Below are 26,481 nucleotides of genomic sequence, written 5' to 3'. Positions count from 1 at the left end.
ACCGGTGAACGCGACCACGGAGGCGGCCATGGGGGCGACGGGGACGACGGCGGGGGCGATAGCGGGGGCGGGGGCGGCCTTGAAGGACGCGACGGCGATAGCGGGCATCGGGCAGACCGCCTTCGCCAAACGCCTCCCCGAATCCGAGAAGACCCTGGCCTGCCGGGCGATCCTGGCCGCGCTCGACGACGCCGGTATCGCCCCGTCCGAGGTGGACGCCTTCGCCTCGTACACCATGGAGGAGACCGACGAGGTCGAGGTCGCCAAGGCCATCGGCGCCGGGGAGGTGACCTTCTTCAGCAAGGTCGGCTACGGGGGCGGCGGTTCCTGTGCGACCGTCGCGCATCTGGCCGCCGCGGTCGCCACCGGACAGGCGAGTGTCGGGGTGGCCTGGCGGTCGCGCAAACGCGGCAGCGGGCCGCGCCCCTGGACCAACACCCGGGCGCAGCTGCCCACCCCGGCCCAGTGGACCCGGCCGTACGGACTGCTGCGCCCGGCCGATGAGATCGGGCTGCTGGCCCGGCGCTATATGCATGACTACGGCGCGACCCGCGATCACTTCTTCAATGTGGCGCTGGCCTGCCGCAACCGGGCCAATCAGAACCCCGCCGCGATCATGTACGACCGCCCGCTGACCCGCGAGATGTATATGACCGCGCGCTGGATCAGCGAGCCCCTCTGCCTCTTCGACAACTGCCTGGAGACCGATGGCGCGCTGGCCTGTGTGGTGGTGTCGGCCGAGCGGGCGCGCGACTGCCGGCAACGGCCGGTGTACGTCCACTCCTCCGCCCAGGGGCTGCCCGCCCAGCACCACGGGATGGTCAACTACTGGAACGACGACCCGCTCACCGGCCCCTCCTGGACCGCCGCCCGCCGGCTGTGGAAAACCGCCGACTTCGGGCCGCAGGATGTGGATGTCGCGCAGATCTACGACGCGTTCACCCCGCTGATCCCGCTCTCCCTGGAGGGCTACGGCTTCTGCGCCCGCGGCGAGGGCGCCGCCTTCACCGAGGGGGGCGCGCTGGAGATCGGCGGACGGCTGCCGCTCAACACCGGTGGGGGCGGCCTCAGCGAGGCGTACGTCCATGGCTTCAACCTCATCACCGAGGGGGTCAGACAGCTGCGCGGCACCGGCACCGCCCAGGTCCCCGGCGCCACGACCTGCCTGGTCACGGCGGGTGAAGGGGTTCCCACATCCGCCCTGCTGCTGAGGAGTTGACCGACGCCATGACGCAGATGGACACGACGGCTGACGCGACAACGCAAGCGACGACCGACACGACAACGGGCACGACGGCTGACCCGACGGCTGACCCGACGACGGCCGCGAGCGGCGGAGGCGAGGCGTCCGACGGGCTGCTGGCGCCCGTACCCGACGAGGACGGGGCACCCTTTTTCGCCTACGCGGCGCGCGGCGAACTGCGCGTCCAGTGCTGCGCCGACTGCGGCGAACCGCGCTTCCCTCCGCGGCCCTGCTGCCCCCACTGCCAGTCCTTCGACTGCCTGTGGAAAAAGATGAGCGGCCGTGGCCGGATCTGGTCGTACGTGCTGCCCCATCCCCCGCTGTTGCCCGCCTACGCGGAGCAGGCGCCGTACAACGTCGTCCTCGTGGAGCTCGCGGACGCCCCGCGCATCCGGCTGGTGGGCAATCTGGTCGCCACCGCGGACGCCGCGCTGAACTCGGTCCCGCCGGAGCGGATCCGTATCGGCGCGCCCGTGAAGGCCGCCTTCCACGCCACGGACGGCGGGCTCACGGTGGTGCGCTGGCTGCTGGAGCGGCCATGACGGTCCGCACCCGGGTGGCGGAGAGCGGGGTCGCGGTCGTCACCCTCGACCGGCCCGAGCGGCACAACGCCATCGACCTGGAGACGGTCGGCGAACTGACGGCCATATGGCGGCGTTTCCGGCACGATGACGCGGTCCGGGCCGTCGTCCTCACCGGCGCGGGCGGCCGGGCCTTCAGCACCGGCATCGACCGCTCGGTGGAGGTCGCGCAGCCGCCGTCGCCCTACGCGATGGACGATCCGCTGCGCACCGTCGGGCCCAAGGCGAATGACCTGTGGAAGCCGGTGATCGCGGCGGTGGCCGGGATGGCGTGCGGCGGGGCGTTCTATCTGCTGGGCGAGGCCGAGTTCATCGTCGCCGACGAGACGGCGGCCTTCTTCGATCCGCACACCAGCTATGGGATGGTCAGCGCCTACGAGGCCGTCTATATGGCACAGCGGATGCCGATGGGCGAGGTCGCGCGGATGGCGCTGATGGGGACCGCAGAGCGGCTCTCGGCCCGACGGGCGTATGAGACGGGCCTGGTCAGCGAGGTGGTCCCGGCCGGTGAGGCCCTTACGGCGGCCATGCGCGCCGCGTCGGTCATCGCGTCGTACCCGACGGAGGCGGTGCAGGGGACCGTAAGGGCGCTATGGGCGGCGAAGGAGGCGGCGCTGGCCCAGGCGCTCGCACAGGCCCCGCAGTTGATCGCGCTGGGCAATCAGCCGCCGGGGCGCCAGGCCGCGCTCTTCGCGGCCCGTACGACCGGCTTCCGTACGCGGTGAGCCCACCGGCCACGGGTCGGCTCGGGGCCTCAGGTGGAGCTCGGGTACTTGAGCGCCGAGGTGACCTTGCAGGTGAAGGAGGTCTGCTCGGTGAGGTAGCGGTAGGAGGTGGCGCTGAGGGTCTGGCTGCTGCCGGACGCCACGGTGACGGACTTGTAGTCGGAGCCCAGCAGGCTGCCGCCGCTCTGGTTCTCCCACTCGATGGTGATCGAGTAGTGCATGGACTGCGTCTCGGGGTTCCTGAGGTTGAGGGTGTACTGGAACGAGTGGGTCGACTCGTCGTAGTCGCAGCCGGTGGCGGTGATGTCGTTCGTGCCGTCCGAGTTGTAGGTGGGCGGCGCGGAGTAGGTGTAGGAGGGCGAGGGGGCCCCGTACGACGGCACGTCGAGGTCGGAGGGGACTCCGCTGGGCAGATCCGTGGGCAGACCGGTGGGACCGGACGCCGGGTTGTCGCCGCCGCTCCCGCCCGAGACGAACCCGCCGAGGCCGCTGTCGTGGCTTCGGCCCTTCTTTCCGCACCCGGTCAGCGCGATGAGCCCGACCAGGGTGACGGCGAATATCCGCATGGAGCGGCGTTGCATGGCATTACCCCCGTTGAAAAGACACATTCAAGCCAGCCAGGACTGGTTGACAGGTGCGCGCCACCCTAGCAACGGGATTTGCTACCCCAAAGTCACCTACGAGTGCGTCTGGCCCGGCTCTCAGAGGACGGAGACGACCTCGCACCGCACGACGGTTCCCGATACCGAGGGATCATCGAGCGGCACCCGTACGGTCCTCGACTTCCCCGCGGGGACCCGCACATCGGCGCGCCCGGTGGTCAGGGTCGAGCCGTCCCGGTCCTGGAAGCTCATGTCGACGAGGTAGGTGTCGGCCGCACCTGAGCGGTTGCGCACCTTCACGGTCGCCGCGGAATGGCCGCTCTTGTCCTTGCCCGCGCAGCTGACGACGGTCGCCTGGGGCGCGTTGGGCGACGTTGTGCCGCTGGACGCGCTGTCGCCGTCGTCGTCGTAGTCGCGGTAGCGGGAACCGCCGGAGCCCGCACCGGTGGTGGAGCTCTCGTCGTCGGAGTCCGAGTAACCACCGGAGCCGGAACTGGAACCCGAGCCCGACCCCGAGTGGTGCGAGGAGGAGCTGGAACAGCCGCCTCCGCCACCCCCGTGGCCATGGCCACGCCCCTTGAACCCGGTCAGCGCCACCAGCACCACGGTGAGCACGGCCGCCAGCCGTAGACCACGCCGCATCACAGACCCCGTCCCCCGAAGACCGCGCAGAGAGTTACCCATCGACCTCCCGGCTCCCAGGAGGTCGATGAACGCCCGCAACCGTAGCAGGAATTGTCAGGGACACAGCCCGCGACCAGCCGCCCCGGCACGTCACCGCGCCTGCGCTGGGGGTCGGTCAGGCCCGGCCGCCCGACGGCCGGGACTGGCCCGTGCCCTTGACCGCGTCCAGCGCGTAGACGCAGCGGTCCTTGCTGCAGGCGTACACCACGCCCCCGGCGGCCACCGGGGACCCGGTGATCTCGCCGCCGGTCGCCAGCTTCCAGCGCAGCTGTCCGCCCGCCGCGTCCACCGTGTAGAGGCAGTGGTCGGCCGAGCCGAAGTGGACCCGGCCGTCGGCGACCACCGGCGAGCCGATGACCTCGCCGCCCGCCGCGAACCGCCACTTGGGCGTGCCGGTGACCGCGTCGAGCGTGTAGAGCGCGCTGCCGCTGCCCAGATGGACCGAGCCGTCGGCCACCAGCACCGGCTCGATCGACTGCCGGGCCTCGGTGGCGATACGCCAGCGGTCGCGGCCGTTCGCCGCGTCCAGCGCGTACACCGTGCCCAGATAGTCGGCGATGTAGATGCCGCCGCCGGTCACCGCGGGCCCCGGCGCGTACGCGGGGGCGCACAGGAAGACGGCGGGCGCCTCGAAACGCCACCGCACATCCCCGCGGGCGGCGTCGAGCGCGAGCACCCGCGTCCCCGCCGAGACGTAGACCACCCCGTCGGGGGCCGCCAGCAGACGCAGCGGCACACCGCCGCAGGACGCCGCGTCGCCCACCGGATACGACCAGCGCTCCGCGCCGGTGCGCGCCTCCAGTGCGCGCAGCCGCGCGTCCGCCCACACATACACCGTGCCGTCGTGGACGGCCGGGCCGGACTCGGGCGTCTCGAAGTCGGTCTGGAGGCCCTGCATCTCCCACAGCAGCTCGCCGTTGGCCGCCTCCCACGCCTGGACGCCACCGCCGCGCGTCCCGGTGACGACCGTGCCGCGGTCGACCTTGAGGGAGTAGACCCAGCCGTCGGTCGACAGCCGCCAGCGCTCGGCGCCGTCCTCCGCGTCCAGCGCGTACAGCGTGGGGCCGTCGGAGGCGTGGATCCGGCCGTTCTCCACGGCCATGGCCCACGCCACGTCGCGGGTCTTGAACTGGCGCCGGCCGGTGGCCACATCCAGCGCGTGCACCTCGAACGAGGTCACATACAGCAGATCGTCGGCCACCGCCGGGGTGCCCCAGACGTCGTTGGACATCCGGAACCGCCACGGGCGCCAGCGGCCGTGCCCGGCTCCTCCGGCATGCGGCTCGGGCGGCTCGGCCGAAGGGGAGTGGGTCGGCGGCGGGACGGCGGCCGTGCCGTCGCCTCCGTTCAGCCCTCCGGTGGTCACCCCGGCCGGCGGGCGCACCCAGCCGGTCGCGGGCCCGGTGCCGTGCTGCGGCTGCGGATCCCGCGCCTGGTCGGCCCGGAGCCCCGGGCCGATCGGCACCTGCGAACCGGGCAGCCGCACCGATCCGTCGGCCCCGGCGGGCGCCGGAGCGGGCGCGGCGGCGGCGGACGGGGCGGCGTGCCGCCCGGGCCCGATGGAGCCCAGCGCGCTCGGCGGGCTCGCGGCCTCCGGCGCGCGCAGGCCCCCGCGCGGATCGCCCACGCCCACGGGCTCCCAGCCGCCCGCACCGGCGGGCCCGCCCGCGGCCGCTCCGTGCCGGCCGCCATGGCCGTCCGCGGGGCCTCCCGCGGCGGGGGCGTACGAGGGCGGCGGCGTGGGCGGACGCTCCGGCGGAAGCGGCGCGGACGGCCGGCTGCCGTCGTTCGCGGCGTGCCCGGCGCCTCCGGGACGGCCGCCTCCGGACGCGGGCCGGGTGGAGCCGCGCACCTGGTTGCGGCCGCTGCGCTTGCGCTCGATGAGCGCGACGGCGCCGGGCGGCAGCCAGGCCGACGCCGTACCGCTGTCGTCGGCGTTGGACGCGAACAGATGCGGGGCCAGCTGGGACTGCAGATCGGCCGGGGACGGCCGCCGCTCGGGCTCCATCTGCATGCACGACTCGATGAGCGGCCGCAGCTCGTCGGGCAGCCCGGTCAGGTCGGGGCCCTCGCGCAGCAGCATGAACACGGTCTCCACCGGGTTGGCGCCGTGGAAGGGCGCATGCCCGGTGGCCGCGAAGGTCAGGGTCGAGCCGAGCGAGAAGATGTCGCTCGCGCCCGTCACACTGCGTGAGTCGCGCGCCTGCTCGGGCGACATATAGGCGGGGGTGCCGACCGCGACGTTGGTCATCGTCAGCCGGGTGTTCGAAACACCGGAGGCGATACCGAAGTCGATCACCCGCGGGCCATCCTCGACGACCAGCACATTGGACGGCTTCAGATCCCGGTGGACCAGGCCCGCGCCATGGATGGACTGCAGCGCCTCGGCCACCCCGGCCGCCAGCCACCGCACCGCCTGGGCCGGCATCGGTCCGCACTCGTTGACGATTTCCTCGAGGGAAGGCGCCGGCACATAGGCCGTGGCCAGCCATGGCACCGCGGCGCGCGGATCGGCGTCCACGACGGCGGCCGTATAGAAGCCGCTGACCGCACGGGCCGCCTCCACCTCACGGGTGAACCGGACACGGAACAGCTGGTCCTCAGCGAGCTCGGTACGGACCGTCTTGATCGCGACCCGTCGGCCCGATGCCGAGCGGGCCAGATAGACCAGCCCCATGCCGCCCGCGCCGAGACGGCCGAGCACCTCGAAAGGGCCGATCCGCCTCGGATCGTGCTGCGTCAGCTGCTCCACCACTTGCCTGCCACCTCCCCGTGGGGGCTTGAAAAAGTACAGCCCCGTGCAGCGTCTCACCGACAAACCAACCGGCGGCACGCATCCTGCATTCTCTCTGGCGAAGGCGGCGGTTGCGAACCCGGGGGCGAATCGTCGTGTCATCGGGCGATACGGAGCCGGGGACCGTCCGGTTCGACCGAGGATCATCTAAGTGCCCTCGGGCCTGTATCGCCCAGTTCTCCGGCCGGGGTTCAGCCTGCCGTCGAGGTGTTCGATGACGGCGAATGCCGCGCCCTGATTGTCCGCAAGAACCGCGAAACGCCCGTACGGCGTATCTTCGGCGGTCTTGCGAACCCGCCCGCCCAGCCTGTGGGCCGTGCGCAGCGTCCGATCGCAATCCGCCACCACAAAGTACGTCAGGAAGTGGGCGGGCAGAACGGCTGGGTACTCCTCGCCGATCACGACGCGTCCGCCGATCGCGTGACGGGGGTCCGTGGGCTCCCCGCGCGGCGTCCACAGGACCAGGTCGGCCGACGCGCCCTCGGCGGAGGGCTCCATCCCGTATCCGAAGACCGCCCGGTAGAAGGCGTCCACGGCGCGCGGCTGACGGGTGTGGACCTCGGTCCAGCCGTACGAACCGGGCCCGCCGCGCCGCCCGAAGCCGGTGTGGCTGCCCGCCTGCCAGATCCCGAAGACGGCGCCACCCGGGTCGGCGGCCGTCGCCATGACGCAGAACCGGTCGATCCACACCGGCGGGGTGATCACCCGGCCACCGGCCTCGCGAATCCGGGCGGCGGTCGCGGCGGCGTCCCGGGCGGCGAAGTAGATGTTCCAGACGGTGGGCATCCGGCCGTCCGGCTTGGGGACCAGCCCCGCGACCTCCTTACCGCCGAGGAGGGCACGGGTGTACGAGCCGTAGTCCGTGGCGATCTCCTCAAAGGCCCAGCCGAACAGCTCACCGTAGAAGCGCCGGCCCGCCGCGAGGTCGGACAGCAGCACATCCGCCCAGCAGGGCACGCCTTCCGCGAATGCCGCCATCGCCCGGATCCTCTCGCGTCCCTCGGTCCTCGGTCCTCGGTCCTCGGAGTCGGTCATCGGAGCCGGTCTCGGAGCTTGGCCCTGGGACTCGGCCCTGGGGGCTTGGTCCTGGGACTCGGCCCTGGGACTCGGCCCTGGGACTCGACCTTGGGACTCGGCCCTCGGAGCTTGCTCACAGCCCGTTTGGAGATGCTTGGTGCGGGTTTGGAGCCGCTTGGCTCGTTTACCTCACTTGCCACGCTAACGGGGGATCGCCCGGTCTGCTCGCCCCGGAACTCGAAATATTTGGCCAATCCTTTTCGCACCAAGACGGATCCGACCGCGTCATCCACCGTTGTTATCCACAGCCTGTTGATAACACAATTCACACGTGTGGGTGAGCGGTGGTTGAGGGCTTGACGACGGCGTGCAGGGGTCGGAATCAGCCATTCCAGCCTGCCCAGCGAGGCTCGCAAACCATCTCATCTCGCCCTAACCCCATTTGCACGCAGCCGAATCGCGCTCCGATCACCCCTCGGTAAGCTGACGGCATGACAGGACAAGTACGCACAGTCGACGGGCGGGTGGCCGGTCGTCGCGGGCAGGCGACGCGGCAGAAGCTGCTCGACTGCCTCGGCGAGATGCTCAGCACATCCCCGTATCGAGACGTCAAGGTCATCGATGTCGCACGTAAGGCAGGGACCTCGCCTGCGACGTTCTACCAGTACTTCCCAGATGTGGAGGGCGCCGTCCTCGAGCTCGCCGAGGAGATGGCGAAGGAGGGTGCGAACCTGACCGATCTGGTCGCCGACCGCTCATGGGCGGGCAAGTCCGGCGCGGCGGCGTCGGAGGACCTGGTCGAGGGGTTCCTCTCCTTCTGGCGCAAACACGACGCCATCCTGAGGGTGGTCGACCTGGGCGCCGCCGAGGGCGACAAGCGGTTCTACAAGATCCGCATGAAGATCCTCAATTCCGTCACCAACTCCCTTACGGACGCCGTCAAGGAGCAGCAGGCCAAGGGCCGGATCGACGAGGACCTCAACCCCGGGGCCATCGCGGGCTCGCTGGTCGCGATGCTGGCCGCGGTCGCGGCGCACCAGAAGGGCTTCCAGAGCTGGGGCGTCAAGCAGGCCGACCTCAGGCCGAGCCTGACCTGGCTCGTCCACCTCGGCATCACCGGGCGCAAACCGCCGAAGTAACGAATCCGCACCCTTCTCCCGCCCCTTTCCTCGGCCTCCTTGCCGGCCTCTCGATGCCGGTCGCCCGACCGAGCCCGCACGTCCTGTCACGCCGCGGCGGATCACTCCCGAGTGATCCGCCGCGGCCTTTTTGCGCCCACCGGGCGCTAGCGGCCGTGGGAGGGCCATGGAGGCCGGGGCCCGGCTGACGGTCGACGGACCGGCTCAGCGCTCCCGCCCGGGCCCCGCGGACCGGCTCAGCGCTCCCCACAGGGCCCGCAGACCGCTCAGCGCTCCTCGGCGCGGTGGAGGCGGAAGAGGCGGATCTCGCGTTCCACCCGCGACTGATAGCTCGCGTAGGGCGGCCAGAAGGCGAGGGCCGCCGCCCAGGCCGCCTCGCGCTCGGCGCCCTCCAGCAGCCGGGCCCGGACGGCGATGTCCCGGCCCCGCCAGTTGATCTCCGCTTCCGGGTGCTTCAGGAGGTTCCCGGTCCAGGCCGGGTGGCCCGGGCGGCCGAAGTTGCTGCCGATCAGGAGCCAGGTGCCGCCGTCCTCCGGCATACAGGCCAGCGGCGTACGGCGGGGAAGCCCCGACCTCGCGCCACGCGCGGTAAGGATCACGCCGGGCAGCATCCGCGCGCTCGGCAGCACCCTGCCGCGGGTCAGCCGGTGGACGGTGCGGTCGAAGGCGGGGATGACATGGGGCGCGACCTTGGCGAAGGCGCGGGTCGAGGACACCTTTCGGACCAGTTTCACGCCGTAACCGGCCATCAGACCGTCACCGCCTTCCGCGGCCCGTCACGCCCGTCACGCCCGTCGGGCCTAGCGCGCTTGTCAGGCCCATCGTTCCCCCGGCGCCCGCGATGGTCGCCGTAAGGAGGGCGGTCGGTCGCGCCGAAGAGTCCCTCCCGTTCCGCGGCCCGGGCCCGCAGCCGGTGGACGGGGCCGAAGAGCAGCTCGTCAGAGGCGGCCCGCTTGAAGTAGAGATGCGCCTCATGCTCCCAGGTGAAGCCGATGCCACCATGTAGCTGCACCGCCTCGGCCGCGGCCATGCGCTGTGCCTCCAGCGCCTGCGCGAGCGCGAGCCCGCCCGCCACCGCGGCGTCCGTGCCTTGCGCACCGCCCGGGGCCGCGTCCATGCCTTCCGCGCCGCCCTGGGACGCGGCCCAAGCCGCGTAGTAGGCCGCCGAACGGGCCGCCTGGACCGCGACGTACACATCCGCCAGCCGGTGCTTGACCGCCTGGAACGAGCCGATCGGGCGGCCGAACTGCTCACGCGCCCGTACATAATCGACCGTCCGCGCGAGGGCCGCGTCCGCCGCCCCCACGGCCTCGGCCGCGAGCACGGCCGCGGCCGCCGTACCCACCGCCGCCAGCGCCTCCGCCACCCCGTCCCCGCTCCCGCTCCCGCCGTCATCCGCCCCCAGCAGTTCGGCGGGTACGTTCCGCAGCTCGATGCGGGTCTGCGGGCGCGTCGCGTCGAGTGCGGTGAGCCGGGTGCGGACCAGCCCGTCCGCCCCCGTCGGAACGAGGAACAGCAGTGTCCGCCCGCGCGTATAGCCCCCGGCGCGGGCGGCGACGAGCAGCAGTTCGGCACTGTGCCCGCCCAGCACCTGCTCCACCTGCCCGTACAGCCGCCACCGCGCACCGCCGCCGCTGTCCGGGCGCGCCTGGACACCCCCCGCGCGCCCCCCACCAGCCCACGCGCCGTCCCGCGCTCCTACGAGCCCGAGCGCTTCCGGCAGCGCGCTTCCCGGCACCGCGAGCGCCGCCGTAAGGGCGCCCTCCGCGATACGCGGCAGCAGCTCGGCGCGCTGCGCCTCCGTTCCCACCGCGGCGACCAGGGGCGCGGCGAACACGGCGGTGGCCAGGAGCGGCGAGGGCAGCAGCACGCGCCCCGTCTCCTCACAGGCCAGCGCCAGCTCGGTGACTTCGCAGCCGACGCCCCCGTAGGCCGACGGAAGGGCCAGGCCCGGCAGTCCGAGCGTCCGGGCGAGCTGCCGCCACAGGGCCTCGTCCCAGCCGGGCGCGGTCTGGACCGCCGCCTTGACCTCGTCCGGCCCGCACCGCTCCCGCAGGAGTGTGCGCAGCGTACGGCGGATCTCATCCTGTTCCTCGGTGAACGCGGCGTCCATCGGCGAGCACCTCCGCTTTCTGACGGGCCGTCATACTAGGGACGGACTCAGAACTTTCCCACCCCTCCGCGGCGCTCCACGGCTAAACTGCCGACACCTCACCACGTTCCTCCCCACTGGCTCCGCCGGAGCGCAGACCGGCGGTGGCCCTGTCCTCCGGGGCCTATCGGAGGAGCGAGGAGGGGTGATGGACGATCGGAGCACGCAGGAGACGAGCGACGACCGATGGACCGGCCCTGACAAGTGGCAGGTCATCATTGGAGTGCTGAGCCTTCTGGTGGCGATCGCCGCTTGTGTGGGGCAGTTCCTGCAGTAGCCGGGCGCCTCACGCGTGGTCCGGACGGGGCTTGTGTTCGAGGCGCGAGCACGGCCAAACGGGAGAGCGTCCGGACCACCCCCTTCCCCCGGACATACTCGCGCGCAGCGCCCCCATCCATCTCCTTCCACACTCTCTTCCGTCCCCAGAAATCTGATGTACCGTCAGATTTATGTCGCCCGCAGCGCAGCGCGCCCGTAAGGTCGCCGTCGTCGGCGTCTCCCTCTCCGACTGCGGCCGCGTCGATACGGCCACCCCCTACGCCCTCCACGCCCAGGCCGCCCGCCGGGCCCTCGCCGACTCCGGTCTGGACCGGTCGGTCGTCGACGGCTTCGCCTCGGCGGGGCTCGGCACCCTCGCGCCGGTCGAGGTGGCCGAGTATCTGGGGCTGCGGCCGACCTGGACCGACTCGACGGCCGTCGGCGGCTCCACCTGGGAGGTCATGGCGGCGCACGCGGCGGACGCGATCGCCGCCGGGCACGCCCGCGCCGTCCTGCTCGTCTACGGCTCCACCGCCCGCGCCGACATCCGCGCGGGCCGCCGCACCGCGAACCTCTCTTTCGGGGCGCGCGGACCACTGCAGTTCGAGGTTCCGTACGGGCACACGTTGGTCGCCAAGTACGCGATGGCCGCGCGCCGCCATATGCATGAGTACGGCACCACCCTTGAGCAGCTGGCGGACATCGCCGTTCAGGCGCGTATCAATGCCGGGCACAATCCGGACGCGATGTTTCGCGAACCCATCACGGTCGATGACGTCTTGAGCGGCCCGATGATCGCCGACCCCTTCACCAAACTGCACTGCTGCATCCGCTCGGACGGCGGCTGCGCGGTGCTGCTCGCGGCCGAGGAGTACGTACCGGACACCGCGAAACCGCCGGTGTGGGTGCTGGGTTCGGGCACGGCCGTCTCGCACACCACCATGTCCGAATGGGAGGACTTCACGGTCTCCCCGGCCGCCGCCTCGGGGCGGGCGGCCTTCGCCCGGGCGGGCGTCCGGCCGTCGGATATCGATGTGGCCGAGCTCTATGACGCCTTCACCTATATGACCCTGGTGACCCTCGAGGACCTGGGTTTCTGCGCCAAGGGCGAGGGCGGGGCGTTCGCGGCGAAGGGGCGGCTGACGCGGGACGGCGAGCTGCCGACGAACACCGACGGCGGCGGCCTCTCCGCCTGCCACCCGGGGATGCGCGGGCTGTTCCTGCTGGTCGAGGCGGTACGGCAGCTGCGCGGCGAGGCCGGGGAGCGACAGGTCCACAAGGCGGGCGGACGGCTGCCGGAGCTGGCCGTGGCGTCGGGGACGGGGGGCTGGTTCTGCTCAGCGGGCACGGTCGTCCTGGGCCGCGGCTGACCGGGCCCACGCGGGAGCGCGGGACCCGCCCGACGGACGGGCTCGCGCCGGTCCCGGTTCGGCCCGCCCCGGCCGTACGTACGCCCCCGCTTGCCCCGGCCGGTCGCGGGTGATCGGATGGGGAGCCGATGAGCGATGACCAGGGTGACGACCAGAACGAGGCCGCGGCATTCCGCGCAGTGCTGCGCGGCCTGCCCGTACCCCATGCGGGCGATCTGCCGGTCTTCGACCCGGACACGGCCCCGGACACGCCGCTTCCGCTTTTCCGGCGGTGGCTGCGGGAGGCCGCCGAGGCGGGGGAACCCGGCCCGCACACCATGACCTTGGCCACCGCGGACGCCGACCGCCGCCCGTCCCAGCGCACCGTGATCCTGCACGATGCCGATGAGCACGGCTGGCACTTCGGCACCCATCGCACCAGCCGTAAGGGCCGGGAGCTGGCCCAGAACCCGTACGCCTCGCTCGCGTTCCACTGGATGCGCGCGGGCCGTCAGGTGCGCGTCAGCGGGCGGGTCGGCGAGGCCGGGCCGGAGGAGAGCGCGGCCGATCTGCGCGGCCGGTCCCCCGCGGCGCTCGCGGCGGCACTGGCCGGGAGCGGCCGGCAGAGCGAGGTGCTCGGCTCGTACGAGGAGCTGCTAGGGGCCTTCGAGGCGGCATACGAGCGGGCCGAACGCGAACCGGACGCGACCGCCCCCACCTGGACCCTGTACGTCCTGGAGGCGGACGAGGTCGAGTTCTACCAGGAGGAGGCGCGTCGGCGGCACGTAAGGCTCCGCTACCGCCGCGACCCCGACGAGCGCGGCGGCTGGCGGCGAGAGCTGCTGTGGCCGTAGGAGCGATGCGGCCGTAGGAGCGGTGCGGCCGTAGGAGCGGTGCGGCCGTATGGCGGAGACCGTAAGGGTCCGACGAGAAGGCGAACGCGACCGTAAGGCGTGCACCGCTGAACAATGCGACCGTAAGGCGCCGACGCCGTAACGCCATGCGCGCAGCGGCGGGCTAGGCGAGCAGCGGCCGAAAGACCGGAACGGCCGGGGCGGCCCCCTCGACGGCGTCGGCCGCCCGGAACGCCACCCGGAGCCGCATCCCGACGCGCGGGCCGCTCTCCGGGGCCTCGATCAGCTCGGTCATCATCCGCGGCCCCTCGTCGAGGTCGACGACGGCGGCGGTGTACGGAACGCGGGCGCCGAATGGCGGCAGGTCATTGCGGTGCACCACGGACCAGGTGTAGAGCGTCGCGGCGCCGCTCGCCTCCTCCCAGCTGACGTCCTCGCTCCAGCAGTACGGGCAGAATTCGCGCGGGTAGTGATGGGCCCGGCCGCAGTCGGCGCACCGCCGGATCAGCAACCGGCCCTCGGCCGCGGCGTCCCAGTAAGGGCGCGTGAAGGCGTCGATCTCGGGCAGGTCGAAGCGCGGGGCGTCCGCGGGCGGCGCCGGGCTCACAGGAACAGTCCCCATGACTCGTCGAGCGACCAGGTCTGCCAGCTCATGCCGAAGAGCCCGACCATGGAGATCAGCACCATCATCGAGTTCTGCCCCTGCTCCGCCCAGTCGTGGATCATGAGCAGGAAATAGAGCAGATTGAGCACGATCGAGCCGACCAGGGCGATGGGGGTCAGAAAACCGAGCGTCAGACCGAGGCCGAGGGCGAGTTCGGCGTAGACGACCACGTACGCCATGACCTTGGGACGGGGTGTGACCACCGCGCCGAAGCCGCTGCGGACGAACGCCCAGCGGTGCTTGTCGGCCACGCCCACCGCCCAGCCGATACCGGTGCCGCGCTCGAACCAGTCCTTCTTGTTCTTGTGCCGCCAGCTCTCGAGCCACCACAGGCCGAGTCCGATGCGCAGTACGGCGAGCCATTCGGCCCCGCTGAGCCCGATCGTCCGCATCGTCCCCCACCTCTCCCACTCCAGCAAATCTGACGGTACGTCAGTTTCACGGTCGGGTGCGGCACGCGCAAGGGGTCGCACCAGCGGAGCGGAAGCCGGCGGGACGCCGAAGCGGCGATCGGCGGAACGGCAGACCGACAGATACCGGCCGTGACCTGTCCGCAACCCATTCGGAATCACTTTGACCGGATCGCTTTGACCGAAACCCGTCAAATACCCGGCTACGCTCACCCGCATGGCTGACAGCTCCCCCGAGAAGTCCTCACCCGTTTATGTGATCGGCGGTGGACCGGGCGGACTCGCCGCCGCTGCCGCGCTCAGCCACCGTGGGATCCGCGCCGTCGTCCTGGAGAAGTCCGAGGCGGTCGCCGCGTCCTGGCGCAACCACTACGACCGGCTGCATCTGCACACCACGCGCCGGCTGTCCGCGCTCCCCGGCCTGCCGATCCCCCGGTCCTACGGGCGCTGGGTCGGGCGCGACGACGTGGTGCGCTATCTGGAGCGCTACACCGAGCACCACCGGCTGGAGATCGTCACGGGGGTCGAGGTCTCCCGCATCGACCGGTCGCCCGACAACACGGAGTGGGTGCTCCGCGCCACGGGCGGCCGTGCGCTGTCCTCGCCCGTGGCCGTCGTCGCGACGGGCTTCAACCACACCCCGCGGGTGCCGGACTGGCCGGGCCGCGCCGCCTACACCGGTGAGCTGCTGCACGCCGCCCACTACCGCAACGCCCGCCCCTTCGAGGGCCGCGACGTGCTCGTGGTCGGCGTCGGCAACACGGGCGCGGAGATCGCGGTCGACCTGATCGAGGGCGGCGCGGCCCGGGTGCGGCTGGCGGTCCGCACCGTGCCGCACATCCTGCGCCGCTCGACGGCCGGCTGGCCCGCACAGGCGACCGGCATCCTGGTGCGCAGGCTGCCACGGCGCGCGGTGGACCGGGCGGCGCGGGCGATGTGCCGGCTGAGCATGCCGGACCTGACCGAGCACGGTCTGCCCTGGCCCGACACCGGGCTCTACACCCGCGTACGCGAGGGTGCGATCCCGGTCCAGGACGTGGGGCTGGTCGACGCGGTACGGGCGGGGCGGGTGGAGGTGGTCTCGGCGGTCGACTCCTTCGACCTGGACAAGGTGGTCCTCGCCGACGGCTCGCGGATCAGCCCCGAGGTGGTGATCGCCGCGACCGGCTACCGGCGCGGCCTCGAGGAACTGGTCGGCCATCTGGGCGTGCTCGACGACCGTGGCCGCCCCCTCCCCCACGGTCGGCGGACCCTGAAGTCCGCCCCGGGACTGCACTTCACGGGCTATACGAACCCGATCAGCGGGATGCTGCGCGAGCTGGCCATCGACGCCCGGAAGATCGCCAAGACGGTGGCCCGCACGACGGCATGACCGCGGAGCGGGCGAGACCACCAACGCAGACAGCGGCACGAACGCGGCACCATGCACCGCACCGGGGGTGCGCGGCCAGCAGGGATTTCCGCCGCCCCGCCCGTCACCCTGCGTGTTCCCCGCGCCCCGAGCATTCCTGACAGGCCGTCAGTTCAGTAACCTGACTACTGGGTAATGTGACTTGGCGTCAGTTTTGCCGCCGAACCACCCGGTCACCTGCCCGGTTATTGGCCAACGAGCAGGAGTGGCGGATACCGATGCTTGGATCGACCTACGGCACCCTGACCACCAACTCCCGTCATGCCCGCGCCGTCGCCTGCGGGCGGGCCCCCGGCCCCGCCGTGCACGTCTCCAGCAGGGAGACGGCGGACGGCACCGCCGAAGGCGCGGGGGACGTAGACGTCAGCGGGCGCCCGCTGCACTCCGCCGTCCCCGATCTGGACCGCTTCTTCCATCCCGAGTCAGTGGCCCTCATCGGCGCCTCCGACGCGGACGGCCGCCCCAACACCGGTATCACCCGCCAGCTCCTGGCCTGGGCCGAACGTGTCGGCGCCCGGCTGCACCCCGTGCATCCCTCCCGTCCCGCCGTCTTCGGCATTCCGTGCGTACCGTCCGTGGCCGCGCTGCCCGAATCCGTCGATCTCGCCGTCCTCCTCGTCCGTGACCCGCTCCCCGTCATCGAGCAACTCGACGGGAGCAAGGTGAAGTTCGCCGTCGCCTTCGCCTCCGGCTTCGCCGAGACCGGCCCCGAGGGCGCCGCCGCGCAGGTCCGGCTGGCCGCCGCGGCCCGCGGCGCCGGGCTGCGGCTGCTCGGCCCCAACACCAATCTCAACGCCTTCGAGAAGTTCCGCGACGACCTCGACGGGCCCGCCATCGCCCTCATCACCCAGTCAGGCCACCAGGGCCGCCCGGTCTTCACCCTCCAGGAACTCGGCATCCGGCTCAGCCACTGGGCCCCGACCGGCAATGAGGCCGATCTGGAGACCGCCGACTTCATCTCCTACTTCGCCACCCGGCCCGAGGTCGGCGCCATCGCCCTGTACGCGGAGGGGCTGAAGGACGGCCGCAGCTTCCTCCTCGCCGCCGACCGGGCCGCCCGCGCCAAGGTGCCCGTCGTCGCCGTGAAGGTCGGCCGCACCGAGACCGGCGCCTGCACGGCCGCCTCCCACACCGGCAAGCTGACCGGCTCGGACGCGGTGGTGGACGCGGCCATGCGGCAGTTCGGCGTGATCCGCGTGGACGGCCTGGACGAGCTGCAGGACACGGCGGCGCTGCTCGCCCGCGCCCGCCCGCCGCTCGCCGAGGGCGTCGTGGTGTATTCGATCTCCGGGGGCACCGGGGCCCACTTCTCCGACCTCGCCACCGCGGCGGGCCTCACCCTGCCCACCCTCTCCACCGAGAAGCAGACCGAGCTCCACCAGTGGATACCCGGCGATCTCAGCGTCGCCAACCCGGTCGACAACGGCGGCCACCCGGTCGGCGACTGGCGCGGCCGCAAGATCATCGACGCGATCCTGGCCGATCCCGCCGTGGGCGTGCTGATCTGCCCGATCACCGGCCCCTTTCCGCCCATGAGCGACAAGCTGGCGCAGGATCTGGTGGAGGCGGCGGAGCAGACGGACAAGCTGGTGTGCGTGGTGTGGGGCTCGCCGGTCGGCACCGAGGACGCCTACCGCACCACCCTGCTGGGCTCCTCGCGCGTGGCCACCTTCCGTACGTTCGCCAACTGCATCACCGCCGTGCGCGCCTATCTGGGGCACCACCGCTTCACCGCTTCCTACCGCTCCCCCTTCGACGACGCCCCGCGCACCCCGTCCCCATCTCTGCGCAAGGTGCGCGATCTGCTGCGCCCAGGAGGCCGCCTGAGCGAGCACGCGGCGAAACAGCTGCTGCGGGCGTACGGCATCCGGGTGCCGCGCGAGCAGCTGGTGACCAGCGCCGCCGCGGCCGTCCGCGCCGCCGGGCTCGTCGGCTACCCCGTCGTCATGAAGGCATCCGCGCCGCAGCTCGCCCACAAGACCGAGCTGGGACTGGTCCGGCTGGGGCTGACCTCGGCCAGCCAGGTCCGCGACACCTATCGGGAGCTCACCGACATCGCCCGCTGCGAAGGCGTCGAGCTGGACGGGGTGCTGGTCTGCCAGATGGTCCAGCGCGGGGTGGAGATGGTCGTCGGCATGAGCCACGACTCCCTCTTCGGCCCGACGGTGACTGTGGGTATCGGGGGCGTGCTCGTCGAGGTGTTCCGTGACGCCGCCGTGCGCGTCCCCCCGTTCGGCGAGGACCAGGCGAGCGCGATGCTCGCCGAACTGCGCGGTCGCGCCCTCCTCGACGGTGTGCGCGGCGCTCCCCCGGCCGATGTGGACGCGCTCGTGGAGGTCGTGCTGCGGGTCCAGCGCATGGCCCTGGAACTCGGGGACCACCTCGCCGAACTCGACGTCAATCCGCTGATGGTGCTGGAACGCGGCCAAGGCGCCGTGGCACTGGACGCGCTGGCGATCTGCCGCTGACCGATGGAGCGTTCCCATGACCTCTCCCTCCCCCGAAGAAGCGCTTGACTCCGTTCTACGGCACACCACTGACAACGGCGTTTCGTGGATCACGCTCAACCGCCCCGCCGCGATGAACGCCATCACCCCCGACCAGCGAGAACACCTGATTTCGCTGCTGGACCACGCCTCCGCCGACCCGGCAGTGCGGGCCGTCGTGCTGACCGCTACCGGCAAGGGCTTCTGCGCGGGGGCGGATCTGCGCGGCACACCGGCCGCGGCGGAACGTGTCGCGGGCGATGTCGCCCGGCTGATCCGCGGCGGAGCGCAACGGCTCATCGCCGCCGTCCTCGACTGCGAGAAGCCGGTGATCGCCGCCGTCAACGGCACCGCGGCCGGGCTCGGCGCCCATCTCGCCCTCGCCTGCGATCTGGTGCTGGCCGCCGAATCGGCCGTCTTCATCGAGGTGTTCATCCGCCGCGGTCTGGTCCCCGACGGGGGCGGTGCGTACCTCCTGCCCCGGCTGACCGGCCCGCAGCGCGCGAAGGAGCTGATGTTCTTCGGCGACGCGCTGCCCGCCGCCGAGGCCGAGCGGCTGGGCCTGGTCAACCGGGTCGTCCCGGACGACGACCTGGCCAAGACCGCACGCGCCTGGGCCGAGCGCCTCGCGGCCGGCCCGACCCGCGCCCTCGCTCTCACCAAGGCGCTGGTGAACGCCTCCCTGGAGACGGGGCGCCCGGCCGCGTTCGCCGCCGAGGCGGCGGCGCAGGAGACCAACATGACCACGGCCGACGCTCAGGAGGGCCTGAGCGCGTTCATCGAGCGCCGGCCCCCCGTGTACCGAGGCCGCTGAGAGACCCACGCCGTCACACAAGCCAAGACAAACCGGATAAAAGCCAGGAAAGTCAGGAAAGTCATCGGGCAAGCCAAGAAAGAGGGACGGGCCATGATGGGACACGCCGGTATGGCCGCCACCGCCGTCCGCTACCTCCGGGCCGTCGGCTCGCCGACCGCCGCCGTACGACCGGTCGAACCGCTGCCCCCGCCGGAGCTGCGCTGTGTGCGCGACGATGAGCGGCCCCCGGTCGACCCCGCCCAATTCCGCAGCGTACTGGGCCATTTCGCGAGCGGGGTCACCGTGATCGCCACCGTCGACAGGACCGGCCCGACCGGCTTCGCCTGTCAGTCCTTCGCCTCGCTGTCCCTGGACCCGCCGCTGGTCGCCTTCATGGTCGCCCGCACCTCCACGACCTGGCCGCGCATCGCCCGCGCGGGCGTCTTCTGCGTCAATGTCCTGGGCGCCCACCAGGGCGAGCTGTGCCGCGCCTTCGCGGTCAGCGGCTCCCGGCGCCCCGATAAATTCGCGGGTGTCCGCTACGAACCGTCCCCCGTCACCGGCTCACCGCGTCTCGCGGACGTCCCGGCGTGGATCGACTGCGCGGTCCACGCCGTGCACACGGGCGGCGACCATCTGGTCGTGGTGGGCCGCGTCCGGGCCCTGGGAACGGACGAGTCCGCGGCGCGATCGGGGCCGCTGCTCTTCCACCGCGGCTCCTTCGGGGAGTTCACGGCGCTTCCGTGAGCCCGAGCGGCCTTCCGTAAGCGCCGTGCGGCCTCCCGTAAGACCGCACGGCCCCCCGTAAAGCCGCGCGTCCTCCCGTAAGACCGCGCGGCCCTAGACCGCCGCCGCCGCGGCCTGCGCATTCGGGCCGCGCTGGATCACCAGGGACATCAGCGCGGCGATCGCGCACAGCGCCCCCGCGCCGTACCAGACCAGGTTGTACGAGCCGAAGGCGTCCCGCGCCATACCGCCCACGAAAGCGACGACCCCGGCTCCCACCTGGTGGGAGGCGAGCACCCAGCCGAAGACGATCGCGCTGTCCTCCCCGTACTGCTCCCGGCACAGCGCCATTGTCGGCGGCACGGTGGCGACCCAGTCGAGACCGTAGAAGACGATGAAGAAGATCATCGGCGGATGCACCGCGTCGTCCAGCAAGATCGGCAGGAACATCAGGGAGAGCCCCCGCAGCGCGTAGTACATGGCCAGCAGCCGTCGCGCGTCGAAGCGGTCGGTGAACCAGCCGGAGGCCACCGTCCCGATGATGTCGAAGACGCCGATGACGGCGAGCAGGCTCGCGGCAGCCGTCACCGGCATGCCGTGGTCGTGCGCGGCGGGCACGAAGTGGGTCTTGACGAGGCCGTTCGTCGAGGCGCCGCAGATCGCGAAGGTGCCCGCGAGCAGCCAGAAGGTGCCGGTACGCGAGGCCGAGGTGAGGGCCTTGACGGCCCGCCGGGCGGCGCCGCGCCGGGCTGCGGGCCGCGGGGTGGGCGGCCCGTCGGCGCCGTACGGGGCGAGGCCCACATCCGAGGGGTAGTCGCGCAGCAGCAGCCAGACGAGGGGGACGATCGCCAGCGCGGCGAGCGCGACCGTCATCGCGGCGGGCCGCCAGTCGTGCCGTTCGACGATCCAGGAGAGCAGCGGCAGAAAGATCAGCTGTCCGGAGGCCCCGCCCGCCGTGAGGATGCCGGTGACCAGACCGCGCTGGGCGACGAACCACCGGTTGGTCACGGTCGCGGCGAAGGCCAGCGCCATGGAGCCGCTGCCGAGGCCGACCAGCACGCCCCAGCAGAGAATGAGCTGCCAGGGCTCGGTCATGAAGACCGTAAGGCCGCCACCGGTCGCGATGACGGCGAGCGCGGCCGCGATGACCTTACGGATGCCGAAGCGATCCATCAGAGCGGCGGCGAAGGGGGCGGTGAGCCCGTAGAGGGCGAGGTTGACGGAGACCGCGAACCCGATCGTGCCGCGCGACCAGCCGAACTCGTCGTGGAGCGGATCGATGAGCAGACCGGGCAGGGAGGCGAATCCGGCGGCGCCGATGATCGTCACGAAGGCGATGGCGGCGACCGACCAGGCGCGGTGCGGAAGGCGCGGGAGGGCCCGTCGCGGAGGCCGGTCGGGCTGCTTGTCCTGTTCGGGAGTTCCGGAAAGTTCGGTTGTCTGCGTCACCGGACCAGCATTGAGCAGCGGTTCCTCAAGGACGAGTGGCCCATGGGACAGCCTTCGCTAGGATCGGGCCACGCCCCTGTGGGGCCATGTCCGAGCGACGGGAGGCTGGAAGTGCCCCAATCCCCACCCGGTAACGCCAACGGGCGCCATCGCGTCGTCGTCCTCGCTCTCCCCGGTGTGATCCCCTTCGAGCTGGGCATTCCGTACCGGATCTTCGGCAAGGCCCGCTCCGCCGACGGCCGGCGGCTGTACGAGGTGGTCACCTGCACCGTCGAGCCCGGCCTGGTGCCCACGGACGCCGACTTCCCGATCGCCGTGGAACTCGGCCCGGAGGCCCTCGCCGAGGCCGACACCATCCTGGTGCCCGCCTCGTACGCACTCGGCCCGGTCCGCGAGGAGGGCCGGATGACCGAGCCGCTCGCCTCCGCGCTCGCCCATGCCCGGCCGGACGCACGCTGGGTGTCCATCTGCACCGGTTCGTTCGTACTCGCCGCCGCCGGTCTTCTCGACGGCCGACCGGCCACCACCCATTGGGCCAGCGTCGGCCAATTCCAGCGGCTCTTCCCGACGATCAAAGTCGATCCGAATGTGCTGTTCGTGGACGACGGCGATGTGCTCACCTCGGCCGGTGTCGCCTCGGGGATCGACCTGTGTCTGCATCTGGTGCGGCGCGACCACGGCTCGGCCGTCGCCAACGACGTCGCCCGGCACAGCCTGGTGCCGCCCCATCGCGACGGCGGCCAGGCCCAGTACATCCCGCGCCCGCTGCCCGAGCCCCAGCAGGCCACCACGACGACGGCGCGCGCCTGGGCGCTCGGCCGGCTGGACCGGCCCATCTCGCTGAGGGAGCTGGCCGCCCAGGAGTCGATGAGCGTGCGGACGTTCACCCGCCGCTTCCGCGAGGAGGTCGGCGTCAGCCCGGGCCAGTGGCTGACCCGGCAGCGGGTGGAGCGGTCCCGTCGTCTCCTGGAGGACACCGGCCTGTCGGTGGACCAGGTGGCGCGCGAGGCGGGTTTCGGCTCCCCCGCGTCCCTGCGCCAGCACTTCCAGGCGGCCGTGGGCGTCAGCCCGACCGCCTACCGCCGCACCTTCCGCGCGGGCGCCGAGGCCGACGACCGCGAAGCCGTGCGGTGACGGTCAGGGGTACTGGAGGCGGGCCGGACCCGGGCCGGATGCGGACCGTAAGGCAGACCGTAGGCAGGTCGGAGCCTGTCAGAAGGTGAGCACGGCGCGCGCCACCCGGCCGTGGTGGGCGTCGTCGGCGGCCTTGGCGAAGTCCTCCAACGGGTAGGTCCTGCTGACCAGTTCGTCCAGCAGCAGCAACCCCTGCCGGTAGAGACCGGCGTACAGGGCGATATCGGCTTGCGGCCGTGAGGAGCCGTAGCGGCAGCCCAGGATGGACTTGTCCAGATACATGGAGGAGACGCGGAAGGCCGCCTCGGCGTCGGCGGGCGGCACGCCGAGCAGCACCGCCTGGCCGTGCCGGTCGAGCAGATCGACGGCCTGACGGATGAGCCCGGTCGAGCCGACGCATTCGAAGGCGTGGTCCGCGCCGGTCGGCAGGATCTCCCGTACGGCGTCGGCGGCGCGCACGAAGTGGGTCGCGCCGAAGCGCCGGGCCAGCGGCTCCTTGGCGGGGTTGGAGTCGACGGCGACGATGGGGAACGCCCCGGCGATCCGGGCCCCTTGCAGCACATTGAGCCCGATGCCGCCGCTGCCGATGACGACGACCGACTCACCGCGGTCCACCTTGGCGCGATTGAGCACGGCGCCGACGCCGGTCAGGACGGCACAGCCGATGAGGGCGGCGGAGACGAGCGGGATCTCCTCGGGGATCCGCACCACCTGGACGGCGGTGACGAGGGCGCGCTCGGCGAAGGCGGAGTTCGAGGCGAAGTTGTACAGCCGCTCGTCGCCGCGGCGGAAGGGCCGGGTCGGCCGGCCGATCGCCGCGCGGCACATGGTGGGGCGGCCCCGGGCACAGTCGGCGCAGGTCCCGCAGTTGGCGAGGGTGGACAGCGCCACATGATCGCCGGGAGCGACATGGGTGACGCCCGGCCCGATCTCCTCGACCACGCCCGCGCCCTCGTGGCCGAGGACGACGGGGAGGGGGAAGGGGATGGTGCCGTCGATGACCGACAGATCGCTGTGGCAGAGCCCCGCGGCGGCGATGCGCACCAGCACCTCGCCGGGGCCGGGGTCGCGCACCTCCAGGTCCTCGACCACGCGCGGCGCCGTGCCGTCGAAGATGACGCCTCTCATCCTCATCACCCTTCCGGTGCCTCAGGAGACCCAGACCAGCGACTGGAGTTCGCTGTACGCGTGCAGGCCGAACGAGCCGCCGTCGCGGCCGACTCCACTTTCCTTGAACCCGCCGAACGGCGTCTCGGGATGGCGCTGGGCGGTGTTGATGCCGACGTTTCCGCTGCGCAGACGGGCCGCGAGGGTCCAGGCGCGGCCCGCGTCGGCGCTGAAGACATAGTCGTAGAGGCCGTAGGGGGTGGCGTCGGCGATCCGCACCGCCTCGTCCTCGTCGTCGAAGGGCAGGGCTACGACGACCGGTCCGAACAGCTCCTCCCGCGCGACGGTCATCGCGGGGTCGGCGTCGGCGATGAGGGTGGGGGCGACGTAGAAGCCGGGCTTGTGGGCGGGGCGCTCGCCGCCCACGACGATCCGGGCGCCCTGCGCGCGGGCTCCGGAGAGATACGCCTCGACGCGATCACGCTGCGCGGCGGAGATCAACGGACCGACGATCGTGGAGTTATCCACAGGGTCCCCGATCTTCAGTGACTCTGCGTAGTGTGTGAGTGCGGCGATGACCTTCTCGTACAGCGATCGATGGACGAGCACACGGGTCGGCGCCGTGCAGATCTGTCCGCTGTGAAAGGAGAAGGTCGAACCGACCGCCCCGACCGCCGACGCGATCGCTCGCTCGTCGGCGTCCCCCAGGACGATGGCCGCGCCCTTGCCCCCCAGTTCCATCAGGGTGCGCTTCATCGACCTCCCCGCGGATTCGGCGATCTTCTTACCCACGGCGGTGGATCCGGTGAAGCTGACCATGTCGACACCGGGGTGCGCGACCAGCGCCTCGCCGGCGGCCGCGCGCGAGCCGGTGACGACATTGAAGGCACCGTCCGGGAGCCCGGCCTCCTTGAGCAGGGGGCCGAGTTCCAGACAGCACAGCGGGTCCTGCGGTGCGGGTTTGGCCACGACCGTATTGCCCATGGCCAGGGCCGGGGCGACCTTGCCCGCGAGATTCGTGAGAGGAAAGTTGTAGGAGGTGATGCAGGCGACGACACCGAGAGGACGGCGGACCGCTGCCGCTCCGATCAGCCCGCCGGGCGCCAGCGGGGTGGCGGCCATGGGCAGCGGGGCGAGCGGCACGGTGTCCGGTTCGAGGGCGCCGCGCGCATAGCGGCGGAAGCGGTCGATCGCCGGGGGCACCTGGAGGGAGGAGGTGACGCGCAGCGTCGCCCCGGTCTCCGCCTGGACGAGGGGCACCAGGTCCGGGGTGTGCTCGGCGAGCAGATCGGCGACCCTGTCGAGTACGGCGGCGCGCTCCCGGGGGGCGGTGCGCGACCAGTCGTCGTACGCGCCGCGGGCGGCCCGGACGGCGGCGTCCACATCGGCCGGGTCGGCCTCGGGGGCATGGCCGACGGTCTCCTCGGTGGCGGGGTTGATGACGGGGTAGTGCCCGTTCCCGGGATCCCGCCACGAGCCGGCGATCCAGTGCGCATAGGTCTTCGTCATCGGCGTGATTCCTTGGGGAGGTGAAGTACGCGCTCGGCGATGATGGTGCGCTGGATCTCGTCCGAGCCGCCGTAGATGGTGTCGGCGCGGGAGAAGAGGAAGAGACGCTGGAAGGCGTCGAGTTCGTACGGCCGGCCGGCGGTCCAGCGTGCCGGGCCGAGTGCGGCCGCGGCGCCTCTCACCTGCACGGCCAGCTCGCCGAGCCGCTGATGCCAGCCGCCCCACAGCAGCTTGGCGACGCTGGGCGCGCCGGGGTCCTGCGGGCCGGGATCGCCTGGGCCGGGGGCCTGGCGGTCCGCACTCCCCGGGGGGAGGTCATGGGCGGCGCCCTTCCGCGGGGCGGGGTCCCGTGCGTCGTTCGGGGCGGGGTCCCGGACGGCTGAGTCCCGGGCGGGGTTCGCGGTGGGGTTCTGTGCGGCGCCCAGGGTGCGCAGGGCGTTCCAGCGCATGGCCTTGAGCTCGGCCCACTGCCGTATGAGCCGGTCACGCAGGACGGGCTCCTCTGCGGCGCCGGTCTCCAGCGCCAGCCGCACCACCCGGCTCAGCTCCTGGGCGAAGCCGATCTGCTGGACCAGGGTGGAGACCCCGCGCTCCACCGCGAGCAGGCTCATGGCCACGCGCCAGCCGTGGCCCGCGCCGCCGACGAGGTGTTCGGCGCGGGCCACGGCCCCGTCGAAGAACACCTCGTTGAACTCCGCGGTCCCGGTCAGCTGCCGGATCGGCCGCACCTCGATCCGTCCCGGCTGGTCCATCGGCACCAGCAGAAAGGAGAGTCCATGATGGCGCTGTGAGCCTTCCTCGGCGCGCGCCAGCACAAAGCACCAGTCGGCTTCATGGGCGAGGGAGGTCCAGATCTTCTGCCCGGTGATGCGATAGGTGCCCTCTCCCGGGTCGCGGACGGCGCGGGTCCGCAGCCCGGCGAGGTCCGAGCCCGCGTCGGGTTCGCTGTAGCCCTGGCACCACAGCTCCTCGCCACGGGCGATGGGCGGCAGAAAGCGGGCGCGCTGTGCGGAGTCGCCGTGGACGAGCAGGGTGGGCGCGAGGAGGTTCTCGCCGATATGGCCCAGTCGGCCGGGAGCCCCGGCGCGGGCGTACTCCTCGGCCCAGACGACCTGTTGGGTCAGCGTCGCCGCGCGGTTGCCGTACGCCCCGTCCGTACGGTCCCAGCCCAGGCCGATCCAGCCGCCCGTGCCGAGCTCGCGCTCCCAGGCGCGGCGGGCGGTCATATCGCCGCGCGCCTCGCCGGGGTGGCCGCCCGGCTCCTGCTTGAGGGCGGCGAACGGTCCGGCGAAGTGCTCGGCGAGCCAGTCGCGCGCTTCGGTGCGGAACCGCTCGTCCTCCGGTCCGAAAGCGAAGTCCACAGCCTCTCCCCTCGTCGGCGCTGCGGTGTT

24 protein-coding genes are annotated in these 26,481 nt (G+C 72.2%); 12 read left to right on the top strand and 12 right to left on the bottom strand.

Annotation, left to right across the window (positions count from 1 at the left end; translation table 11 throughout):
- Positions 1-28 precede the first annotated feature (28 nt).
- Genes AS97_RS27205 through AS97_RS27195 form a run of 3 tightly spaced genes read left to right on the top strand, consistent with a single transcriptional unit; the run spans position 29 to position 2,549 of the window.
- A complete protein-coding gene (locus AS97_RS27205) occupies positions 29-1,219 on the top strand; it encodes a lipid-transfer protein (protein WP_210567288.1) in 1,191 nt (396 codons plus the stop codon).
- Positions 1,220-1,227: 8 nt separating this feature from the next.
- Positions 1,228-1,785 (top strand): OB-fold domain-containing protein, encoded by a 558-nt coding sequence (locus AS97_RS27200; protein ID WP_247204501.1) that lies wholly within the window; start codon positions 1,228-1,230, stop codon positions 1,783-1,785.
- Entirely contained in the window at positions 1,782-2,549 is a 768-nt protein-coding gene (locus AS97_RS27195) for an enoyl-CoA hydratase/isomerase family protein (protein WP_125761041.1), read from the top strand. Before AS97_RS27200 ends, AS97_RS27195 begins: the two co-directional genes overlap by 4 nt.
- Before the next feature lie 29 nt (positions 2,550-2,578).
- On the opposite strand, the gene AS97_RS27190 is transcribed toward AS97_RS27195, so the two are convergent.
- The 4 genes from AS97_RS27190 to AS97_RS27175 form a co-directional block, all read right to left on the bottom strand.
- Complete coding sequence (locus AS97_RS27190; RefSeq protein WP_059148884.1) at positions 2,579-3,130, bottom strand: hypothetical protein; 552 nt, start codon at positions 3,128-3,130, stop codon at positions 2,579-2,581.
- Positions 3,131-3,250: 120 nt separating this feature from the next.
- A complete protein-coding gene (locus AS97_RS27185) occupies positions 3,251-3,793 on the bottom strand; it encodes a hypothetical protein (RefSeq protein ID WP_059148885.1) in 543 nt (180 codons plus the stop codon).
- A 157-nt stretch (positions 3,794-3,950) separates the two neighbouring features.
- Positions 3,951-6,590: a PQQ-binding-like beta-propeller repeat protein gene (locus tag AS97_RS27180; protein WP_125761043.1), complete on the bottom strand. Its 2,640-nt coding sequence runs from the start codon at positions 6,588-6,590 to the stop codon at positions 3,951-3,953.
- Positions 6,591-6,776: 186 nt separating this feature from the next.
- Positions 6,777-7,607 (bottom strand): VOC family protein, encoded by an 831-nt coding sequence (locus tag AS97_RS27175; RefSeq protein WP_185930235.1) that lies wholly within the window; start codon positions 7,605-7,607, stop codon positions 6,777-6,779.
- Positions 7,608-8,137: 530 nt separating this feature from the next.
- Between AS97_RS27175 and AS97_RS27170 the strand changes: the two genes are divergently transcribed.
- Entirely contained in the window at positions 8,138-8,785 is a 648-nt protein-coding gene (locus AS97_RS27170) for a TetR family transcriptional regulator (RefSeq protein WP_086707304.1), read from the top strand.
- A gap of 266 nt (positions 8,786-9,051) precedes the next feature.
- Here AS97_RS27170 and AS97_RS27165 read toward each other — a convergent pair whose 3' ends face one another.
- Positions 9,052-9,534 (bottom strand): nitroreductase family deazaflavin-dependent oxidoreductase, encoded by a 483-nt coding sequence (locus AS97_RS27165; protein WP_059148887.1) that lies wholly within the window; start codon positions 9,532-9,534, stop codon positions 9,052-9,054.
- Entirely contained in the window at positions 9,534-10,898 is a 1,365-nt protein-coding gene (locus AS97_RS27160) for an acyl-CoA dehydrogenase family protein (protein ID WP_210565810.1), read from the bottom strand. Before AS97_RS27160 ends, AS97_RS27165 begins: the two co-directional genes overlap by 1 nt.
- A gap of 187 nt (positions 10,899-11,085) precedes the next feature.
- On the opposite strand from AS97_RS27160, the gene AS97_RS48660 reads away from it, so the two are divergent.
- The 3 genes from AS97_RS48660 to AS97_RS27150 all read left to right on the top strand — a co-directional run bounded on the left by AS97_RS48660 (position 11,086) and on the right by AS97_RS27150 (position 13,398).
- Positions 11,086-11,214, top strand: coding sequence for a hypothetical protein (locus AS97_RS48660; protein WP_014054266.1), 129 nt, complete (start codon positions 11,086-11,088; stop codon positions 11,212-11,214).
- 172 nt (positions 11,215-11,386) lie between these two features.
- Complete coding sequence (locus tag AS97_RS27155; protein ID WP_059148889.1) at positions 11,387-12,565, top strand: acetyl-CoA acetyltransferase; 1,179 nt, start codon at positions 11,387-11,389, stop codon at positions 12,563-12,565.
- Between the two features lie 128 nt (positions 12,566-12,693).
- On the top strand, positions 12,694-13,398 hold the full coding sequence (locus AS97_RS27150; RefSeq protein ID WP_059148890.1) for a pyridoxal 5'-phosphate synthase: 705 nt from the start codon (positions 12,694-12,696) through the stop codon (positions 13,396-13,398).
- 163 nt (positions 13,399-13,561) lie between these two features.
- Here the strand turns inward: AS97_RS27150 and AS97_RS27145 are convergent, their stop codons facing one another.
- Together AS97_RS27145 and AS97_RS27140 are read right to left on the bottom strand one after the other, a co-directional pair.
- A complete protein-coding gene (locus tag AS97_RS27145; protein ID WP_086709123.1) occupies positions 13,562-14,020 on the bottom strand; it encodes a Zn-ribbon domain-containing OB-fold protein in 459 nt (152 codons plus the stop codon).
- On the bottom strand, positions 14,002-14,454 hold the full coding sequence (locus AS97_RS27140; RefSeq protein ID WP_210565809.1) for a DoxX family protein: 453 nt from the start codon (positions 14,452-14,454) through the stop codon (positions 14,002-14,004). Before AS97_RS27140 ends, AS97_RS27145 begins: the two co-directional genes overlap by 19 nt.
- A 235-nt stretch (positions 14,455-14,689) precedes the next feature.
- Here AS97_RS27140 and AS97_RS27135 point away from each other — a divergent pair, with 235 nt between their 5' ends.
- From AS97_RS27135 to AS97_RS27120, 4 genes are all read left to right on the top strand, one after another.
- Positions 14,690-15,844: an NAD(P)/FAD-dependent oxidoreductase gene (locus AS97_RS27135; protein ID WP_086709125.1), complete on the top strand. Its 1,155-nt coding sequence runs from the start codon at positions 14,690-14,692 to the stop codon at positions 15,842-15,844.
- Between the two features lie 257 nt (positions 15,845-16,101).
- A complete protein-coding gene (locus AS97_RS27130; protein ID WP_210565808.1) occupies positions 16,102-18,351 on the top strand; it encodes an acetate--CoA ligase family protein in 2,250 nt (749 codons plus the stop codon).
- A gap of 16 nt (positions 18,352-18,367) precedes the next feature.
- Positions 18,368-19,183 carry an enoyl-CoA hydratase-related protein gene (locus AS97_RS27125; protein WP_059148895.1) on the top strand — a complete coding sequence of 272 codons (816 nt, stop codon included), beginning with the start codon at positions 18,368-18,370 and terminating at the stop codon, positions 19,181-19,183.
- Between the two features lie 93 nt (positions 19,184-19,276).
- Positions 19,277-19,912, top strand: a complete 636-nt coding sequence (locus tag AS97_RS27120) for a flavin reductase family protein (RefSeq protein WP_247204500.1) — start codon at positions 19,277-19,279, stop codon at positions 19,910-19,912.
- 93 nt (positions 19,913-20,005) lie between these two features.
- On the opposite strand, the gene AS97_RS27115 is transcribed toward AS97_RS27120, so the two are convergent.
- On the bottom strand, positions 20,006-21,340 hold the full coding sequence (locus tag AS97_RS27115) for an MFS transporter (protein ID WP_059148896.1): 1,335 nt from the start codon (positions 21,338-21,340) through the stop codon (positions 20,006-20,008).
- Positions 21,341-21,451: 111 nt separating this feature from the next.
- On the opposite strand from AS97_RS27115, the gene AS97_RS27110 reads away from it, so the two are divergent.
- Positions 21,452-22,474 (top strand): helix-turn-helix domain-containing protein, encoded by a 1,023-nt coding sequence (locus AS97_RS27110; RefSeq protein WP_125760123.1) that lies wholly within the window; start codon positions 21,452-21,454, stop codon positions 22,472-22,474.
- A gap of 78 nt (positions 22,475-22,552) precedes the next feature.
- Here the strand turns inward: AS97_RS27110 and AS97_RS27105 are convergent, their stop codons facing one another.
- Genes AS97_RS27105 through AS97_RS27095 form a run of 3 tightly spaced genes read right to left on the bottom strand, consistent with a single transcriptional unit; the run spans position 22,553 to position 26,451 of the window.
- Positions 22,553-23,602, bottom strand: a complete 1,050-nt coding sequence (locus AS97_RS27105) for a Zn-dependent alcohol dehydrogenase (protein WP_059148898.1) — start codon at positions 23,600-23,602, stop codon at positions 22,553-22,555.
- 21 nt (positions 23,603-23,623) lie between these two features.
- A complete protein-coding gene (locus AS97_RS27100; RefSeq protein WP_210565807.1) occupies positions 23,624-25,090 on the bottom strand; it encodes an aldehyde dehydrogenase family protein in 1,467 nt (488 codons plus the stop codon).
- Positions 25,087-26,451, bottom strand: coding sequence for an acyl-CoA dehydrogenase family protein (locus AS97_RS27095; RefSeq protein ID WP_210565806.1), 1,365 nt, complete (start codon positions 26,449-26,451; stop codon positions 25,087-25,089). Before AS97_RS27095 ends, AS97_RS27100 begins: the two co-directional genes overlap by 4 nt.
- Positions 26,452-26,481: the final 30 nt, after the last annotated feature.

It is taken from the genome of Streptomyces sp. AgN23, from assembly GCF_001598115.1.
Lineage (GTDB): Bacteria > Actinomycetota > Actinomycetes > Streptomycetales > Streptomycetaceae > Streptomyces > Streptomyces antimycoticus.
Note: the sequence above shows the minus strand (reverse complement) of the source record. Positions and strands in the feature narration are given on the sequence as shown.

Coding starts and splice junctions, on each gene's coding strand:
- AS97_RS27205 (WP_210567288.1), top strand. CDS start 29: ATGGGGGCGACGGGGACGACGGCGGGGGCGATAGCGGGGGCGGGGGCG.
- AS97_RS27200 (WP_247204501.1), top strand. CDS start 1,228: ATGACGCAGATGGACACGACGGCTGACGCGACAACGCAAGCGACGACC.
- AS97_RS27195 (WP_125761041.1), top strand. CDS start 1,782: ATGACGGTCCGCACCCGGGTGGCGGAGAGCGGGGTCGCGGTCGTCACC.
- AS97_RS27190 (WP_059148884.1), bottom strand. CDS start 3,130: ATGCAACGCCGCTCCATGCGGATATTCGCCGTCACCCTGGTCGGGCTC.
- AS97_RS27185 (WP_059148885.1), bottom strand. CDS start 3,793: ATGCGGCGTGGTCTACGGCTGGCGGCCGTGCTCACCGTGGTGCTGGTG.
- AS97_RS27175 (WP_185930235.1), bottom strand. CDS start 7,607: ATGGCGGCATTCGCGGAAGGCGTGCCCTGCTGGGCGGATGTGCTGCTG.
- AS97_RS27170 (WP_086707304.1), top strand. CDS start 8,138: ATGACAGGACAAGTACGCACAGTCGACGGGCGGGTGGCCGGTCGTCGC.
- AS97_RS27165 (WP_059148887.1), bottom strand. CDS start 9,534: ATGGCCGGTTACGGCGTGAAACTGGTCCGAAAGGTGTCCTCGACCCGC.
- AS97_RS27160 (WP_210565810.1), bottom strand. CDS start 10,898: ATGGACGCCGCGTTCACCGAGGAACAGGATGAGATCCGCCGTACGCTG.
- AS97_RS48660 (WP_014054266.1), top strand. CDS start 11,086: ATGGACGATCGGAGCACGCAGGAGACGAGCGACGACCGATGGACCGGC.
- AS97_RS27155 (WP_059148889.1), top strand. CDS start 11,387: ATGTCGCCCGCAGCGCAGCGCGCCCGTAAGGTCGCCGTCGTCGGCGTC.
- AS97_RS27150 (WP_059148890.1), top strand. CDS start 12,694: ATGAGCGATGACCAGGGTGACGACCAGAACGAGGCCGCGGCATTCCGC.
- AS97_RS27145 (WP_086709123.1), bottom strand. CDS start 14,020: ATGGGGACTGTTCCTGTGAGCCCGGCGCCGCCCGCGGACGCCCCGCGC.
- AS97_RS27140 (WP_210565809.1), bottom strand. CDS start 14,454: ATGCGGACGATCGGGCTCAGCGGGGCCGAATGGCTCGCCGTACTGCGC.
- AS97_RS27135 (WP_086709125.1), top strand. CDS start 14,690: ATGGCTGACAGCTCCCCCGAGAAGTCCTCACCCGTTTATGTGATCGGC.
- AS97_RS27130 (WP_210565808.1), top strand. CDS start 16,102: ATGCTTGGATCGACCTACGGCACCCTGACCACCAACTCCCGTCATGCC.
- AS97_RS27125 (WP_059148895.1), top strand. CDS start 18,368: ATGACCTCTCCCTCCCCCGAAGAAGCGCTTGACTCCGTTCTACGGCAC.
- AS97_RS27120 (WP_247204500.1), top strand. CDS start 19,277: ATGATGGGACACGCCGGTATGGCCGCCACCGCCGTCCGCTACCTCCGG.
- AS97_RS27105 (WP_059148898.1), bottom strand. CDS start 23,602: ATGAGAGGCGTCATCTTCGACGGCACGGCGCCGCGCGTGGTCGAGGAC.
- AS97_RS27100 (WP_210565807.1), bottom strand. CDS start 25,090: ATGACGAAGACCTATGCGCACTGGATCGCCGGCTCGTGGCGGGATCCC.